We start from the raw sequence: 13,501 nt of genomic DNA, 5'->3' as shown, positions 1-13,501 counted from the left end.
GAGTTTTAAATGTGTGGAATAATATAGCATATAGACTTAAGTTGATTCACAATATTTTAAAGTTACGTCACAACTGTATAAAAATGTTCAGTAACAAAAGTTGAGGTTAGAAGGAGTTGTTTAAATATGTCTGATAAAAATAATATTAATAATGAGAATCCCAATAATAATGAAAAACAAGATAAACAGAATTATTATCTTGGTGCTGGAATTGGAATTGGAATTGGAATTGGATTAGCACTTGGAGCTGCATTAGGAGCAATATTTGATAATATAGCTATTGGAGCTGGATTGGGTATGCTTCTTGGGCTAGGTACAGGTGGAATAATAGATAAAAATAATAAGGATGTAAAAAGAGACTTAATTAAGGTAGGTGTAGTGTGTACTATAGGTGTGATTCTTATATTATTGACACCTAAAGTTAGTGGTTATTTATTCTAATTTAACTGTTATTATATAAATCTATTGCACATAATTCTTAAGTGACGACATAGTAATAGATTGCGATGCAATTCTATTAGAAAATACATACAGAATGGGGGTGGAATCATGTGGAAACATAAGGAAGATAGCAGTGAGTCAATAATTACAGCCAAAAAACATATTGATAGTTCTCATAAAAGTGAAGAAAATGTGAAATTACCACCTAAAGCGGTTGTGTTTTGCATTGGGTCAGCTATGGAATGTTTGAAAACAAATTATAATACAAAAGTTATCATGAAGAAAATTCCTAAGTTTATTGGAGGAAGTGAATGTTTAGTAGTTAAAGAACATTCAAATGTATGCTTTGTCCATGGAGGATATGGTTCTCCTGCTATTGCTGATACGGTAGAAACTTTGATTGCATTAGATGTTAAAGATATCACTTTAATAGGTATGTGTGGTGGATTCTCTAAGAAAGTTAAAGTTGGAGATGTAATAATACCAAGAAAAGTATTGAGTGAAGAAGGAACATCATTACACTATTATGAAAATATTAAATTTGTAGAACAGTCTGAAATACTGATATCAAAAGGGTTAAGTTATTTTAACCAGTATTTTAATACATATCAACTCAATACAGTTACTACCGATGCAATTTATAGACAAACATTCTATAAAGAAGAGTATTGGAGAAACATGGATTGCGTAGGAGTAGATATGGAGGCGTCTGCATTACTATCTGTAAGTAAATATTATGGAATAGAGCCTAATGTAATATTACTTGTTTCAGATAAACACCCGATTAATAAAGAAGATAAAAATTGGGATTGGGGAAATTCTGAATTTAAAAGTATAAAAAATAAATTTATTATCAACTCAATAAAGTATGCAATCTATTATGAACATAAATAATACAAAAGAACAGTAATGAGACGATATCTTCTAATTAGACGTCACAAACAATAAAAGTTTGTGGCGTTTTTACTTGTGACGACTTAGGAAAATAATGCGTCATATAAATTATTAATAAACACCTGTAAGGGGTAAATTAGTAATTTTAAAAAATGTCTTGTTTTCTATTTTAAAGCATTATATGATGTTTCTAGACATCGATGTACTTTATAAAGAAAGGAAAAATTATGAATATAGAAATTGAAAAAACTTCATTTTATAGAATTGCTTATATAAGACAGATTGGATCTTATGGGCAAAATAATGTTCAAATAATGGAAAAATTAAAAAAATGGGCTATGTCTAATGGACTGATTAATGAGCAATCTATCATACTAGGAATTGCCCATGATAACCCTAAAATAGTAGAACCTGAAAATTGTCGTTATGACACATGTCTCGTTATTTCAAATGATTATTGCATTAGTGATGATTATATTAGTGATGGTAGCATTCTTGGAGGAAAATATGCAGTTTTTAAAATAAGACATACAGCTGAAGAAGTTCAAAAAGCGTGGCTTGCAATTTTTCCGGAATTATTCAAGAAAGGCTATCAACTGGATGAATCAAGACCTATTCTTGAAAGGTATAAGACTGAAATGGTTAAAAAACATTTTTGTGAAATTTGTGTACCGATTCACTAAAGTTTAGTTTTGATAAATTCTAGTTTATAGAATTTAATAAAATACGTAAGTCTTACGTATTAGTTGTGTCACATTTTTTCATATTAGGCGTCACAAACAATAAAAGTTTGTGGCGTTTTTACTTGTGACGCGATTTAGGCAGATAATTCGAAGCAAATTAATGATTTAAAAACCTCTGTCGATAATGGGAAAAATGGTATATACTCTGCTATTGTCGGGCTCCCTATCTACCCGACTAACAAACATGAAATTTTTTATACAATATCCTACGATTGTGTAAGTAAAAAATAGTTATAATTGTTTTTTACACTGTATTTCAATTAATTATATGCTAATATTTATGTTAAAGTAATATCATTAAAAGGAGCGTGTTTATATGAAATACATAATGACTGATAATCCAACAGAGCAAGATACTAGTGAAATTGTAAACAGATTAATAGAATACAATCTTTCTCATATCGAGTTAAACATAGTTAAGCATATAGCCATTTTCGTTAATGATGAAGGTGGCTATAAAATAGGAGGGATTTCAGCAGAAACTCATGGTAATTGGTTAGAGATATCATTATTATGGGTTGATGAAAAATTAAGAGGTCAGAAAATAGGTTCAAAACTATTAAAAGATGTTGAAGCAGAAGCCATAAGAAGAGGTTGTAAATATTCATTTCTTGATACTTTTAGTTTTCAAGCTAAGGATTTTTATGTAAAGTTAGGATATAAAGAGGTTTTTACATTAGAAGAATATCCACTAACAAGTAAACGTCATTATTTTGTAAAGCAATTGACATAAAGTAAGTAACTAACTAGAGGATTAAAATAGAAAGTTACTTTTCATCTTTCATTTTAGGCGTCATAAACAATAAAAGTTTGTGGCGTTTTTACTTGTGACGACTTAGGAAACTATGGTGCAGTAAAGTTTGGACTATTCTAATTTCTATTGTTGTGTTATATAATGGTAAAAATTTTAAAATTGTAAAATATGTTGAACTGAAAAAGGGGGGATAAAGTTGAATATTGTTGGTTTGCTTTTAATTGGTGTAGGATTAATCTTTCTGATTTATTCTATTATATGCAAAAATAAAGTCAACATTTATAATAGAAGTGATGATATTATCATATTAAACAAACAAAAATTCTTAAACCTTCAGTTGTTTTTTTCAATATTAAATTCAGTATGTGCCATTATTCTTGGATTGATTGTCATTAAATATAAATTAATCGGTACTTACATAGTGTTATATCCGTTAGTATTCCATTTAATAAACTATCTACTAAAATTAAAAAATATATCATATAAGTTCATATATGACGCAATATTCTTAAATAACTAAGATGCTACTTTATTATCTATGTAAAAATTAAGACGAAAAATGAGAACGGTTATGGAAAGTCTGCTATGCAACTCTGGTTCTCCATGATAAAGAATGAAGAGAAATATGATTCGATAATTCTTTGCTATATAGAAGGTGATGAAGTCGCACGAAATTTATACCTTGACATGGGGTTCAATCATACTGGTGAAGTTGATGAAGATGAAATAGTTATGAATTATATAAAAGCTATGACGTAAAAAGCAAGAAAGGGAGTGGATTATGATTACCATTTATGATTGGTTCGGCTATGAATTGCCGATAAAGGAACGTTATCGGCTGATAAAAGAAGCAGGGTTTGACGGTGTTTTATTATGGTGGAGTGAATACTTAGGTCGGAACAATTATCGTAGCGGTCCGCAAATTGTTCGGGAAGCGGGTCTTGTTATAGAAAATATCCACACACCATTCCAAGTCCAAGACAACATCTGGCTTGATAATCTGGACGGTGAAGCCTCAATCGATTGCTATTTGCAATGTGTCAAGGATTGTGCCGAATTTGAGATTCCGACCATGGTGGTGCATTTGCCGGACGATGACAAACCATATAACGCATTGGGATTGTATAGAATCAAGAGAATTGCTGAAAAGGCTGAACAGCTTGGCGTCAATGTTGCACTGGAGAATTTACGGAATTTTACCAATTTGTCACATATGCTGGAGCAAGTGGACTCCCAGCGCATAGGATTCTGTTATGACTGCTGTCATCACTACCACTATTATCCGAGCTATGATTTATTATCCATGTACGGTTCCCGTTTGATGGCATTACATTTACATGATTATAACGGAAATACCATACACCGATTACCCTTTGACGGTACAATTGATTGGTCTGTAGCCATGAAAAAAATTGCTGAAACTGGTTATTCCGGTCAGACTGCAATAGAGGCCATGAATTGGGATTATAAGGATTTATCGGCAGAGGAATTTTTACGAAAAGCGTATGTGCAGGCAAAAAAGTTGGAAGCATTAAAATTCTATAATCCATAAAAATGGAAATAATCTGCAACAATCTTTGATATATGCAGGATGCCGTAATTAGCAGAATTTTTGCCTTATTCTAATTAGACGTCACAAACAATAAAAATTTGTGGCGTTTTTTCTTGTGACGACTTAGGAATATATGATGCAGTAAAGTTTGGACTATTCCAATCTTTACTGTTGTGTTATATAATGGTAACAATGATTCGGAATCGGAAAATATGCTGGCGTGAATATTAAGATATATAAAATCTTTATATTTATGATAAATTATGGTATTATTAAGTCGAAATCGTATTTTTATGCGAAGATTATTTATATTAGGTGGTGCAGAATAAATATGAAAATTCAAAACAAAAAGACATGTATAGCAGTGCTTATTTTAGTAACAATAGAACAGGTTATTAAAATAGTAATTAACAACAATTTTCTTGACAGAAAATTTCCTATATTGCCTGGATTCCTATACTTTGAGCCTATGTTCAATAGGCAATATTCATGGCTTAATTCTATGTTTCAATTAGGTGTGAGTAAATGGATTCACATTGCTTTTGGAACAATTATGATCATATTAATATATTTGTTTTATCGGTATCTAAATTATCAATTGGGACATATCAAAATTATTAATATTATGTATGCTTTTATATTTTCTGGAGCTTTATGTTCGCTAATTGACAAGGTTTTTTGGAATGGTAGTTTAGATTACATATTAGTAAATGGTTTTTTTACGTTTGACTTAAAAGATGTATATATTAATGTTTTTAGTGGGTTGATAATCGTATTACTGCTCTTTAAAAACAAAGTTTTAAACCAAATTGATGATAATGTATTAAAAGATTTTACTAAATATATTCTACGGAAATTATAAACATAAATTACATCATTGAAAGAATAAGAATAAGAATTATTAACGGTTGTAGTTGTGTAACATTGCTCTTATTAGGCGTCACAAGCAACAAAGTCTGTGACGTTTTTATTTGTGATAGATTAGTAGAATATTATGACTACAAGCTTATGAATGATTATATTATGCAGGAGGTAATAAGATGCGTGAGTTTACATATGATAAAAAAAAATTCGAACTAGAAAACATATTATTTAATTATACTGCTATGTTTAATTCCGAGAAATATTCACCATTTGCTTATGCAGAAATACAAAAAACAAATGCTTCATTTCCGCATATAGATGATGAAAACTTTTGGGAGAAATTAAATGGCGTATTCATAGAAAACTACAATATGGATTTAAAGGCATTAGAAGATTATTTGACTAAATCACCAGGGGATGCTGATGCTTTTAGGCGTATACATATTTTTGATTTTATTAGAGAAAAATATAATGATAAAAGAAAAAAATGAAAAACAATAAAGAGCAAAAGTGATTTGCAGAATAGTCAATACGTAATCTTCATATTAGGCGTCACAAACAATAAAAGTTTGTGGCGTTTTTACTTGTGACGACTTAGAAAAATATACTACAGTAAAGCTTGAGCTATTTCAATTTTTACTTATATGTCATATAATAGTAATTATGATTCGGAATCTTATATTAATGTTCATTAAGTATTTTCTTGTAGGGAGATATTATGAAGAAAAAAACTAAAACCAAGATATTAATAGTTCTGCTTATTTTAATGGGTTTGCATTTTATAACATATTCAATTGATTCCAAAAGGGTTTCAGAATCAAGAAAGCCCATATTTGTAATTATTTCTTTGCCTTTTATTAAAGATGGTGGAAGTGCAATCTATTATGGAATAGGTTATCAAGTAATCAAATGGCATAAGCAGGGGGACGTGAATTTAGATGAAAGGTTTTTAGGATTTGAAATAAACAGAATACCGTTCTTTAAAAGTTATGAAGACGGTCCTGACCCAAATATAAAATACGTTGATTATTACATCTTCAGGAAAATACGTAAAAAATAGAGTGGTGGTACGGAAACTAAAGATATAAATTTTGATGATGAAATGCCATATTTTTAGTTCGTAAAAATGTTTGAAGTTGATGTACTGATGTACCGGATGATATAATTTGAATAGAGTTTTTAGGGGATGTTTTCAGATGAAAATAGAATTATAGCATTGCAAAGCCCCTGGGATCGTTGTGAACGTAGTGAACTTGGTAAGACGCATTCAAGGCGATACTCTAAAATTTCAGCACAAGAATTTTTGAATAGGAAAGGTGGATGGTGTTATGAAGGAATTAGATTTGGAATACAAGATTATTGGTAAAGGTAAAACTGTAATTGTTATAGAAACAGGGATAGGTAGCTCATTCTATGATTGGTATTCTATTGTACAAGAGTTGAAAGAAGACTTTACTATTGTTTTATATCATAGATCTGGCTATGGGAAAAGCCAAGCCCCAAACACTTCTCGAACTACAAAGAATATTGCAGAAGAACTAAATTATCTTATGGAAAAGATTGCGATAAAAGATAAATTTATTTTAATGGGACATTCCTTTGGGGGGCTATGTGTACAGCAGTATGCAAAAATGTATCCATATAAATTGAAAGGTATAGTGCTAATTGACTCTACTTCCTTTAATTTTAAACAATTGTACATGCTTGATACGCCTGTGATGAACTCCCTAATTGAAATAAATAAGATGGTAGTGGATAATATTAATTCTTCAAAAAAATCAAAAGTGGAACTAAAAGAGGAGAATAAAAATATCATTTCAGGTTATAGAAATCGTATAACTGATCTAGAAATGAAAGATGTAGAAGAATTCTTCACAAATCCCACACTTCATAAAACTATTGCAGAGGAATTTGAAAATTGGGATATAGATAGTAAAGAAATCAAGGGTATTTGTAACTTCCCCAATATTCCGCTTATTGTAATAGCAAGAGATAATAAGGTAGCGGAAAGATGTTGGGTTAGCTATGATATTCCAGAAAACGAAGCAATTTTATATGAAGCTGAATGGCGTAAACTACAAGTAGAGTTATCAAAACTTTCATGTGAGGGAAAATTAATAATTGCCGAAAATAGTGACCATGAGATTTACTTAGATAGACCTGATATAGTAATTCAGTATTTAAAGACATTACTATAATGCAAGAACGTTTGAGCGCTGAATGTAATTTGTCTTGAGTTGGTTACTTCACATTTTTCATACTCATTATTACTCTCTTTCTACCTGCATGATTTTCTGACCAAAGATCTTCTATCTACCCATAAAATCCATAATAATACATTTATTTGATATATATATTGTATTTTTTTACAATATTATATTTTTTAACATAAATCTTTACAAAAAACCGCAATAGATTTATAATACAGTTGTAAATAGTATTTTGTAAATTGGGAGGGAGCTAATTGGATATGAATAATAATTTTAAAGTCACTCCTTTAAGAGGAGAATATGAAAAAAGTGGTGGAAAAGTTGTAGAATTTTGTGGGTATGAAATGCCAATGCAGTTTAAAGGTATTTTGCATGAGCATGAAACTGTAAGACAAAGAGCAGGTCTATTTGATGTTTCTCACATGGGAGAAATACTTGTAAAGGGAAAAGATGCTGAAAACTTTGTTAACTACCTTTTAACCAATGATGTGAAAACGCTTACCGGTGGAGAGGTTATATATAGCTTCATGTGTTACCCAACTGGTTGTGTTGTAGATGATTTATTAGCTTATAAATATTCTGAAGATTTTTACTATTTGGTGGTAAATGCTAGTAATAAAGATAAGGATTTACAATGGATATTAGATAATAAGAGTAAATTTGATGTTACTATTGAAGATATTTCGGAAAATGTTGCTCAATTGGCGCTTCAAGGTCCAAAAGCTGAAGAGATATTACAAAAATTAACATCAGTTAAGCTATCTGAGATAAAATTTTTCACATTTAAAAATGATGTAGAAATATGTGGTAAAAAAGTTATGGTATCAAGAACGGGATATACTGGTGAGGACGGGTTTGAAATATACACTATGCCTCAAGATGCAGCATTTTTGTGGGAAGAGATACTTAGAGTTGGACAAGCACAAGGAGTTGAACCTATTGGACTTGGGGCTCGTGATACTTTAAGATTTGAAGCGACACTTCCATTATATGGTAATGAAATGGATGCAACAATCACTCCATTAGAAATGGGCTTTGGTTATTTTGTTAAACTTAATACCGAAGACTTTGTTGGTAGAGATGCTTTGTTAAAGCAAAAGGAAAATGGTGTAACTAGAAAATTGGTAGGTTTTGAATTATTAGATAAAGGTATAGGAAGACATGGCTATACGGTAGTTAAAGATGGTAAAGAAATAGGACATGTTACCACTGGATATATGTCTCCTACTTTAAATAAGTCTATAGGATTCGCTTTAATCCAAGGGGAATATGCAAAACTTGGAACTGAAATTTGTATAAAAGTTAGAAATAAAGAATTAAAAGCTACAGTTGTAAATAAAAAATTCTACAGTAAAAAAACTCAACAATAAGGAGGAATAGTTATGTTAGTATTAGAAAATTTATTGTACACAAAAAACCATGAATGGATAAAAGTAGATGGGGATAAAGCTTATATAGGAATTACAGATTATGCACAAAAATTATTAGGAGATATAGTTTTTGTAGATTTACCATCAGAGGATGATGAAATTTCTAAAGGTGATGCTTTTACAACAATTGAATCTGTTAAAGCCGCTGAAGATATTTTTATGCCTGCTAGTGGAAAGGTTTTAGAAATAAATGAGGCACTATCTGATAGCCCAGTTTTAATAAATGAGAATGCTTATGATGCTTGGATGATTAATATAGAATTATCTAATAAAGATGAATTAAAAGATTTGCTAAAAGCTAAAGAATACGAAGAATTATGTAATGAACTAAGTGAAAAGGAGGAATAATATGTCTCCCTATATTCCTATTACAGAAAAAGAAAAAAAGGAAATGCTTGATTTTGTTTGTGCAAAATCCATAGATGATTTATTTAAAGATATCCCAGATAATTTAAAATTAAATAGAGAATTAAATATTCCTAAGGGATTATCAGAATTAGAAGTTGAGAAAATCATGACTAGTTTGGCAAAAAAGAATAAATCTACAGAGGATTTAGTTTGCTTTTTAGGTGCAGGTATATATGATCACTATATTCCTTCAATTGTAAAACATTTAATTGGAAGAACTGAATTTTATACAGCCTACACGCCATATCAACCAGAGATTAGCCAAGGTACTTTGCAATCAATTTTTGAATATCAAACTATGATTTGTAACTTAACGGGTATGGATGTATCTAATTCATCTATGTATGATGGTGCTACAGCAGCGGTGGAAGCTTCTGTAATGGCTTTAGAAAATACAAAACGAAATACTATAATAATTTCTAAAACTGTACATCCAGATACAAGACAAGTTTTAAAGACTTATCTAAAATATAAAGGATATAATTTAATTGAAATTGATGAGAAAGATGGAGTTACAGATATAGAAAAAGTGAAATCAGAATTAAGTAAAGATATAGCAGCTGTTATTGTGCAAAGTCCAAATTTCTTTGGAATTATAGAAGAGGTAGGAGACTTAGAAAAAATGATTCATACAAACAAGTCACTATTTATAATGAGCGTAGACCCATTATCTTTAGGTGTTTTAAAAAGTCCTAGAGAATTAGGGGCTGATATAGCAGTAGGTGATGGTCAAAGTCTTGGTGGTAATATGAGTTTTGGTGGGCCAGGTTTTGGTTTTCTGAATACGACTACAAAGCTTATGAGGAAAATGCCTGGGAGGATAGTTGGCGAAACGGATGATGGGCATGGTAATAAAGGCTATGTACTAACTCTGCAAGCAAGAGAACAACATATAAGAAGGGAAAAAGCTACCTCTAATATATGTTCAGATCAAACATTAATGGCTATTGGTGCTGCTGTTTATATGTCAACTATTGGGAAAGAAGGTATAAAAGAGATAGGAAACCAATGCATTAAGAAATCTCATTATGCTTTTAAAAAGTTAATAGACAGTGGTAAATATAAACCACTATTTAACAAACCGTTTTTCAAGGAATTTGCAGTTGTATCAAATTCCTCCGCATATGAACTAAATAAAAATCTATTAGAGAATGATATTTTAGGTGGATATATTTTAGAAAAAGATTACCCTCAGTATAAGGATTCAGTGCTTTTATGTGTAACAGAAAAAAGATCAAAAGAAGAAATTGATGAGTTAGTTAAAGTGATGGGGGAGATATAATGAAAATTTATGATAAAGTTATCTTTGAACTATCATGTGAGGGTAAAATAGGGTATAAACTTCCAGTGTTAGATGTAGAGGATATAAATATAGACTCGGTTATACCTAAAAATATGTTAAGAGAAAATGAGGCTTTTCTTCCTGAGGTAAGTGAAGTTGAGGTGGTTAGACATTACACCGCTCTTTCTAATAAAAATTATTATTTGGAGAAAGGTTTCTATCCATTAGGTTCCTGTACTATGAAATATAACCCTAAAATAAATGAGGATATTGCTGCTTTTCCTGGTTTTAGTAAAATTCATCCTAAAGAAGCTGCAGAAGATGTACAAGGTGCCTTAGAACTTATGCATGATCTTTCTTTAGAACTATCTGAAATTACAGGTATGGATGATTTTACCTTGCAGCCTGCAGCAGGAGCACATGGAGAACTTACAGGACTTCTATTAATAAAGGCATATCATGAAAGTAGAAAAGATTTTAAACGAACAAAAATAGTAGTTCCAGATTCGGCTCATGGAACAAATCCAGCCAGTGCTAAATGCGCAGGATTTGATGTAGTTGAAATCAAATCTGATAAAGATGGTTTAGTTTCAATAGAAGAACTTAAAAAAGTTTTAAATGATGAAATTGCAGGACTTATGCTTACTAATCCTAATACTTTAGGTTTGTTTGAAAAAGACATAGAGAGCATAAGTAAGTTAGTTCATGAAGCAGGGGGCCTTTTATATTATGATGGAGCAAATTTAAATGCTATTATGGGAAAGGCGCGTCCAGGGGATATGGGCTTTGATGTGTGTCATTTAAATCTTCATAAGACCTTTTCTACTCCACATGGTGGTGGTGGACCAGGAGCTGGCCCTGTAGGTGTTTGTAAGAGAATATCGCAGTTTCTTCCAGTTCCAATGATAAAAAAGGAACAAGATAAATTTGTATTTGATTATGATAGGCCTGAATCTATTGGGAAAATTAGAAGCTTTTATGGTAATTTTGGAGTATTAGTTAGGGCTCATACCTATATACTAAGTATGGGTAAAGAAGGCTTAAAATCTGCGTCAGAGATTGCAGTGTTAAATGCCAACTATATAAAGGACGCATTAAAAGAGCATTATAATGTGGCTATAGAAGATATATGTAAGCATGAAGTTATTTTTGCTGGATTAAAAGATAATCCAAATCATATATCAACTTTGGATGTAGCTAAAAGATTAATGGATTATGGAGTTCATCCACCAACAGTATATTTTCCTTTAATAGTTGATAATGCTCTTATGATAGAACCGACTGAAAGTGAAAGCTTAGAATCTATCAATGAGTTTGTTGAAATTATGAAAAAAATAGCTTTAGAAGCTAAAGAAAATCCCGAAGTTTTACATGAAGCACCACACGAGGCGCCAGTAAGACGCTTAGATCAAGTTAAAGCAGCTAGAACACCAATTTTAAAGTGGTCTAAGTAATTATTTAGGTTAACATTAATTTATAATATGAAGAAGCTTGCGAAAAGTAAGCTTCTTTAATTATAAATCATTAGGAGGAACAGCTATGAAAGATATAATTGTAATAGGTGGAGGTCCAGGCGGTTATGTAGCAGCTATTAGAGCGGCTCAATTAGGAGCAAAAGTATGCCTTATAGAAAAAGAAAGCTTAGGTGGTACATGCCTTAACCGTGGTTGTATTCCAACTAAAACTATATATAGAACAGCAGAACTTTTAAATAATTTAAGTCACATTGAAGATTTTGGTATTAGTGTATCCAATCCTGAAATAGATGTAAATAAAATTCAAGAAAGAAAAAAAAGCATTATAAAAACCTTAGTAACTGGTATAGAAACTCTCTTAAAAGGAAATAACATAGAATTTATAAAGGGCGAGGCCTCCTTAGTTGATAAAAATACTGTAGTAGTATCTACAAAAGATGAAGAAATGACTATTGAAGCTAAAAGCATAATTATAGCTACAGGTTCTAAATCTGAAATTCCCTTAATTGAAGGAGTAAATAATAAAAAAATTATAACCAGTACTGAGCTTTTAGATTTTGATCATATACCAAAATCTCTAGTAATTATAGGTGGTGGAGTAATTGGTATGGAATTTGCCAGCATCTTTAATGCTATGGGAAGTAAAGTAACTGTTATAGTTGCAAGAGATTCTATACTGTATGATATAGATAAAGATATTTCAAAGAGATATGTTGTTATGGCAAAAAAAGCTGGAATAGAAATTCTTACGAACACTAAAGTAATGAGTTTTAGCGGTGAAGAGGAAGTTATTATAAAATGCCAAGGCAAAAAAGGTGAATTTGAAGTAAAAGGAGAACAAGTACTCCTTGCAAAAGGAAGAAATCCCAATTATGAAGGTATCAATGTAGAAAAATTAGGAATAGAGATTTATAAAAAAGGGATAAAGGTTGATGAGAATTATGAAACTTCTTTAAAAGGAGTATATGCTATAGGTGATGTAAATGGCATTTCACTTCTTGCTCATGCTGCCTCTCATCAAGGAGTGGTAACGGCAGAAGGTATAATATTAAATAAAACTTGTCATAAATCAGTGATTCCTTATTGTATTTTTACTTTCCCTGAAATTGCGGTGGTAGGAATTACGGAAGAAGAAGCAAAAAATAGTGGACTAAGTTATAAAAAGAATAAATTTTTATTTGGTGCTAACGGAAAAGCTTTAGCACTGGGAGAAGGCGAAGGCCTGGTAAAAGTTATAAGTGATGAAAATAATAAAATCCTAGGTGTTCACATTCTCGGCCCTCATGCTTCAGATTTAATACTAGAAGGCACTATAATGGTAGAAAAGGGAATGACGGTTTCAGACATGAAAGAAGTAGTTCATAGTCATCCTACTTTAGGAGAGGCATTGCATGAAGCGGTTTTAGGCTTAAATAAAGAAGCTATACACAGTATAAATAAATAATAAA

General features: G+C 31.0%; 16 protein-coding genes. All 16 read left to right on the top strand.

What is annotated here, in order from left to right:
- Positions 1-126 precede the first annotated feature (126 nt).
- Positions 127-441 carry a glycine zipper domain-containing protein gene (locus tag ACREV6_RS06810; RefSeq protein ID WP_431577249.1) on the top strand — a complete coding sequence of 105 codons (315 nt, stop codon included), beginning with the start codon at positions 127-129 and terminating at the stop codon, positions 439-441.
- 108 nt (positions 442-549) lie between these two features.
- Positions 550-1,335 carry a nucleoside phosphorylase gene (locus tag ACREV6_RS06805; protein ID WP_431577248.1) on the top strand — a complete coding sequence of 262 codons (786 nt, stop codon included), beginning with the start codon at positions 550-552 and terminating at the stop codon, positions 1,333-1,335.
- A 227-nt stretch (positions 1,336-1,562) separates the two neighbouring features.
- The gene (locus ACREV6_RS06800; protein WP_431577296.1) at positions 1,563-2,018 is read left to right on the top strand and encodes an AraC family transcriptional regulator; all 456 of its coding nucleotides are present in this window, start codon (positions 1,563-1,565) and stop codon (positions 2,016-2,018) included.
- Between the two features lie 376 nt (positions 2,019-2,394).
- Positions 2,395-2,811, top strand: coding sequence for a GNAT family N-acetyltransferase (locus ACREV6_RS06795; RefSeq protein WP_431577247.1), 417 nt, complete (start codon positions 2,395-2,397; stop codon positions 2,809-2,811).
- Positions 2,812-3,435: 624 nt separating this feature from the next.
- Positions 3,436-3,591, top strand: coding sequence for a hypothetical protein (locus tag ACREV6_RS06790; protein WP_431577246.1), 156 nt, complete (start codon positions 3,436-3,438; stop codon positions 3,589-3,591).
- A gap of 22 nt (positions 3,592-3,613) precedes the next feature.
- The gene (locus ACREV6_RS06785; RefSeq protein ID WP_431577245.1) at positions 3,614-4,384 is read left to right on the top strand and encodes a sugar phosphate isomerase/epimerase family protein; all 771 of its coding nucleotides are present in this window, start codon (positions 3,614-3,616) and stop codon (positions 4,382-4,384) included.
- A gap of 331 nt (positions 4,385-4,715) precedes the next feature.
- Positions 4,716-5,246: a signal peptidase II gene (locus tag ACREV6_RS06780; protein WP_431577244.1), complete on the top strand. Its 531-nt coding sequence runs from the start codon at positions 4,716-4,718 to the stop codon at positions 5,244-5,246.
- Between the two features lie 178 nt (positions 5,247-5,424).
- The gene (locus ACREV6_RS06775; RefSeq protein ID WP_431577243.1) at positions 5,425-5,739 is read left to right on the top strand and encodes a hypothetical protein; all 315 of its coding nucleotides are present in this window, start codon (positions 5,425-5,427) and stop codon (positions 5,737-5,739) included.
- A 227-nt stretch (positions 5,740-5,966) separates the two neighbouring features.
- Entirely contained in the window at positions 5,967-6,308 is a 342-nt protein-coding gene (locus ACREV6_RS06770; protein ID WP_431577242.1) for a hypothetical protein, read from the top strand.
- A gap of 126 nt (positions 6,309-6,434) precedes the next feature.
- Positions 6,435-6,614 (top strand): hypothetical protein, encoded by a 180-nt coding sequence (locus ACREV6_RS06765; protein ID WP_431577241.1) that lies wholly within the window; start codon positions 6,435-6,437, stop codon positions 6,612-6,614.
- The gene (locus ACREV6_RS06760) at positions 6,577-7,446 is read left to right on the top strand and encodes an alpha/beta hydrolase (RefSeq protein ID WP_431577240.1); all 870 of its coding nucleotides are present in this window, start codon (positions 6,577-6,579) and stop codon (positions 7,444-7,446) included. Before ACREV6_RS06765 ends, ACREV6_RS06760 begins: the two co-directional genes overlap by 38 nt.
- A 272-nt stretch (positions 7,447-7,718) precedes the next feature.
- Positions 7,719-8,828, top strand: a complete 1,110-nt coding sequence (gene gcvT, locus ACREV6_RS06755) for a glycine cleavage system aminomethyltransferase GcvT (protein WP_431577295.1) — start codon at positions 7,719-7,721, stop codon at positions 8,826-8,828.
- Between the two features lie 12 nt (positions 8,829-8,840).
- Positions 8,841-9,236: a glycine cleavage system protein GcvH gene (gcvH, locus tag ACREV6_RS06750; RefSeq protein WP_431577239.1), complete on the top strand. Its 396-nt coding sequence runs from the start codon at positions 8,841-8,843 to the stop codon at positions 9,234-9,236.
- A gap of 1 nt (position 9,237) precedes the next feature.
- Positions 9,238-10,578: an aminomethyl-transferring glycine dehydrogenase subunit GcvPA gene (gene gcvPA / locus ACREV6_RS06745; protein ID WP_431577238.1), complete on the top strand. Its 1,341-nt coding sequence runs from the start codon at positions 9,238-9,240 to the stop codon at positions 10,576-10,578.
- Positions 10,578-12,032 (top strand): aminomethyl-transferring glycine dehydrogenase subunit GcvPB, encoded by a 1,455-nt coding sequence (gene gcvPB / locus ACREV6_RS06740; RefSeq protein WP_431577237.1) that lies wholly within the window; start codon positions 10,578-10,580, stop codon positions 12,030-12,032. The genes gcvPA and gcvPB overlap by 1 nt, the downstream gene beginning before the upstream one ends.
- A gap of 85 nt (positions 12,033-12,117) precedes the next feature.
- Positions 12,118-13,497 (top strand): dihydrolipoyl dehydrogenase, encoded by a 1,380-nt coding sequence (gene lpdA / locus ACREV6_RS06735; protein ID WP_431577236.1) that lies wholly within the window; start codon positions 12,118-12,120, stop codon positions 13,495-13,497.
- The last annotated feature ends 4 nt before the right edge of the window (positions 13,498-13,501 follow it).

The sequence above is a fragment of the Clostridium sp. genome (genome assembly GCF_050717515.1).
In the GTDB taxonomy this organism is placed as follows: domain Bacteria; phylum Bacillota; class Clostridia; order Clostridiales; family Clostridiaceae; genus Clostridium_AD.
Note: the sequence above shows the minus strand (reverse complement) of the source record. Positions and strands in the feature narration are given on the sequence as shown.

Excerpts from the sequence above, each read along its gene's own strand:
- ACREV6_RS06765 (WP_431577241.1), top strand. The coding sequence starts at position 6,435 with ATGTTTTCAGATGAAAATAGAATTATAGCATTGCAAAGCCCCTGGGAT.
- ACREV6_RS06810 (WP_431577249.1), top strand. The coding sequence starts at position 127 with ATGTCTGATAAAAATAATATTAATAATGAGAATCCCAATAATAATGAA.
- lpdA (WP_431577236.1), top strand. The coding sequence starts at position 12,118 with ATGAAAGATATAATTGTAATAGGTGGAGGTCCAGGCGGTTATGTAGCA.
- ACREV6_RS06785 (WP_431577245.1), top strand. The coding sequence starts at position 3,614 with ATGATTACCATTTATGATTGGTTCGGCTATGAATTGCCGATAAAGGAA.
- gcvH (WP_431577239.1), top strand. The coding sequence starts at position 8,841 with ATGTTAGTATTAGAAAATTTATTGTACACAAAAAACCATGAATGGATA.
- gcvT (WP_431577295.1), top strand. The coding sequence starts at position 7,719 with ATGAATAATAATTTTAAAGTCACTCCTTTAAGAGGAGAATATGAAAAA.
- ACREV6_RS06780 (WP_431577244.1), top strand. The coding sequence starts at position 4,716 with ATGAAAATTCAAAACAAAAAGACATGTATAGCAGTGCTTATTTTAGTA.
- ACREV6_RS06775 (WP_431577243.1), top strand. The coding sequence starts at position 5,425 with ATGCGTGAGTTTACATATGATAAAAAAAAATTCGAACTAGAAAACATA.
- ACREV6_RS06790 (WP_431577246.1), top strand. The coding sequence starts at position 3,436 with ATGATAAAGAATGAAGAGAAATATGATTCGATAATTCTTTGCTATATA.
- ACREV6_RS06760 (WP_431577240.1), top strand. The coding sequence starts at position 6,577 with ATGAAGGAATTAGATTTGGAATACAAGATTATTGGTAAAGGTAAAACT.
- gcvPA (WP_431577238.1), top strand. The coding sequence starts at position 9,238 with ATGTCTCCCTATATTCCTATTACAGAAAAAGAAAAAAAGGAAATGCTT.
- gcvPB (WP_431577237.1), top strand. The coding sequence starts at position 10,578 with ATGAAAATTTATGATAAAGTTATCTTTGAACTATCATGTGAGGGTAAA.
- ACREV6_RS06805 (WP_431577248.1), top strand. The coding sequence starts at position 550 with ATGTGGAAACATAAGGAAGATAGCAGTGAGTCAATAATTACAGCCAAA.
- ACREV6_RS06770 (WP_431577242.1), top strand. The coding sequence starts at position 5,967 with ATGAAGAAAAAAACTAAAACCAAGATATTAATAGTTCTGCTTATTTTA.
- ACREV6_RS06800 (WP_431577296.1), top strand. The coding sequence starts at position 1,563 with ATGAATATAGAAATTGAAAAAACTTCATTTTATAGAATTGCTTATATA.
- ACREV6_RS06795 (WP_431577247.1), top strand. The coding sequence starts at position 2,395 with ATGAAATACATAATGACTGATAATCCAACAGAGCAAGATACTAGTGAA.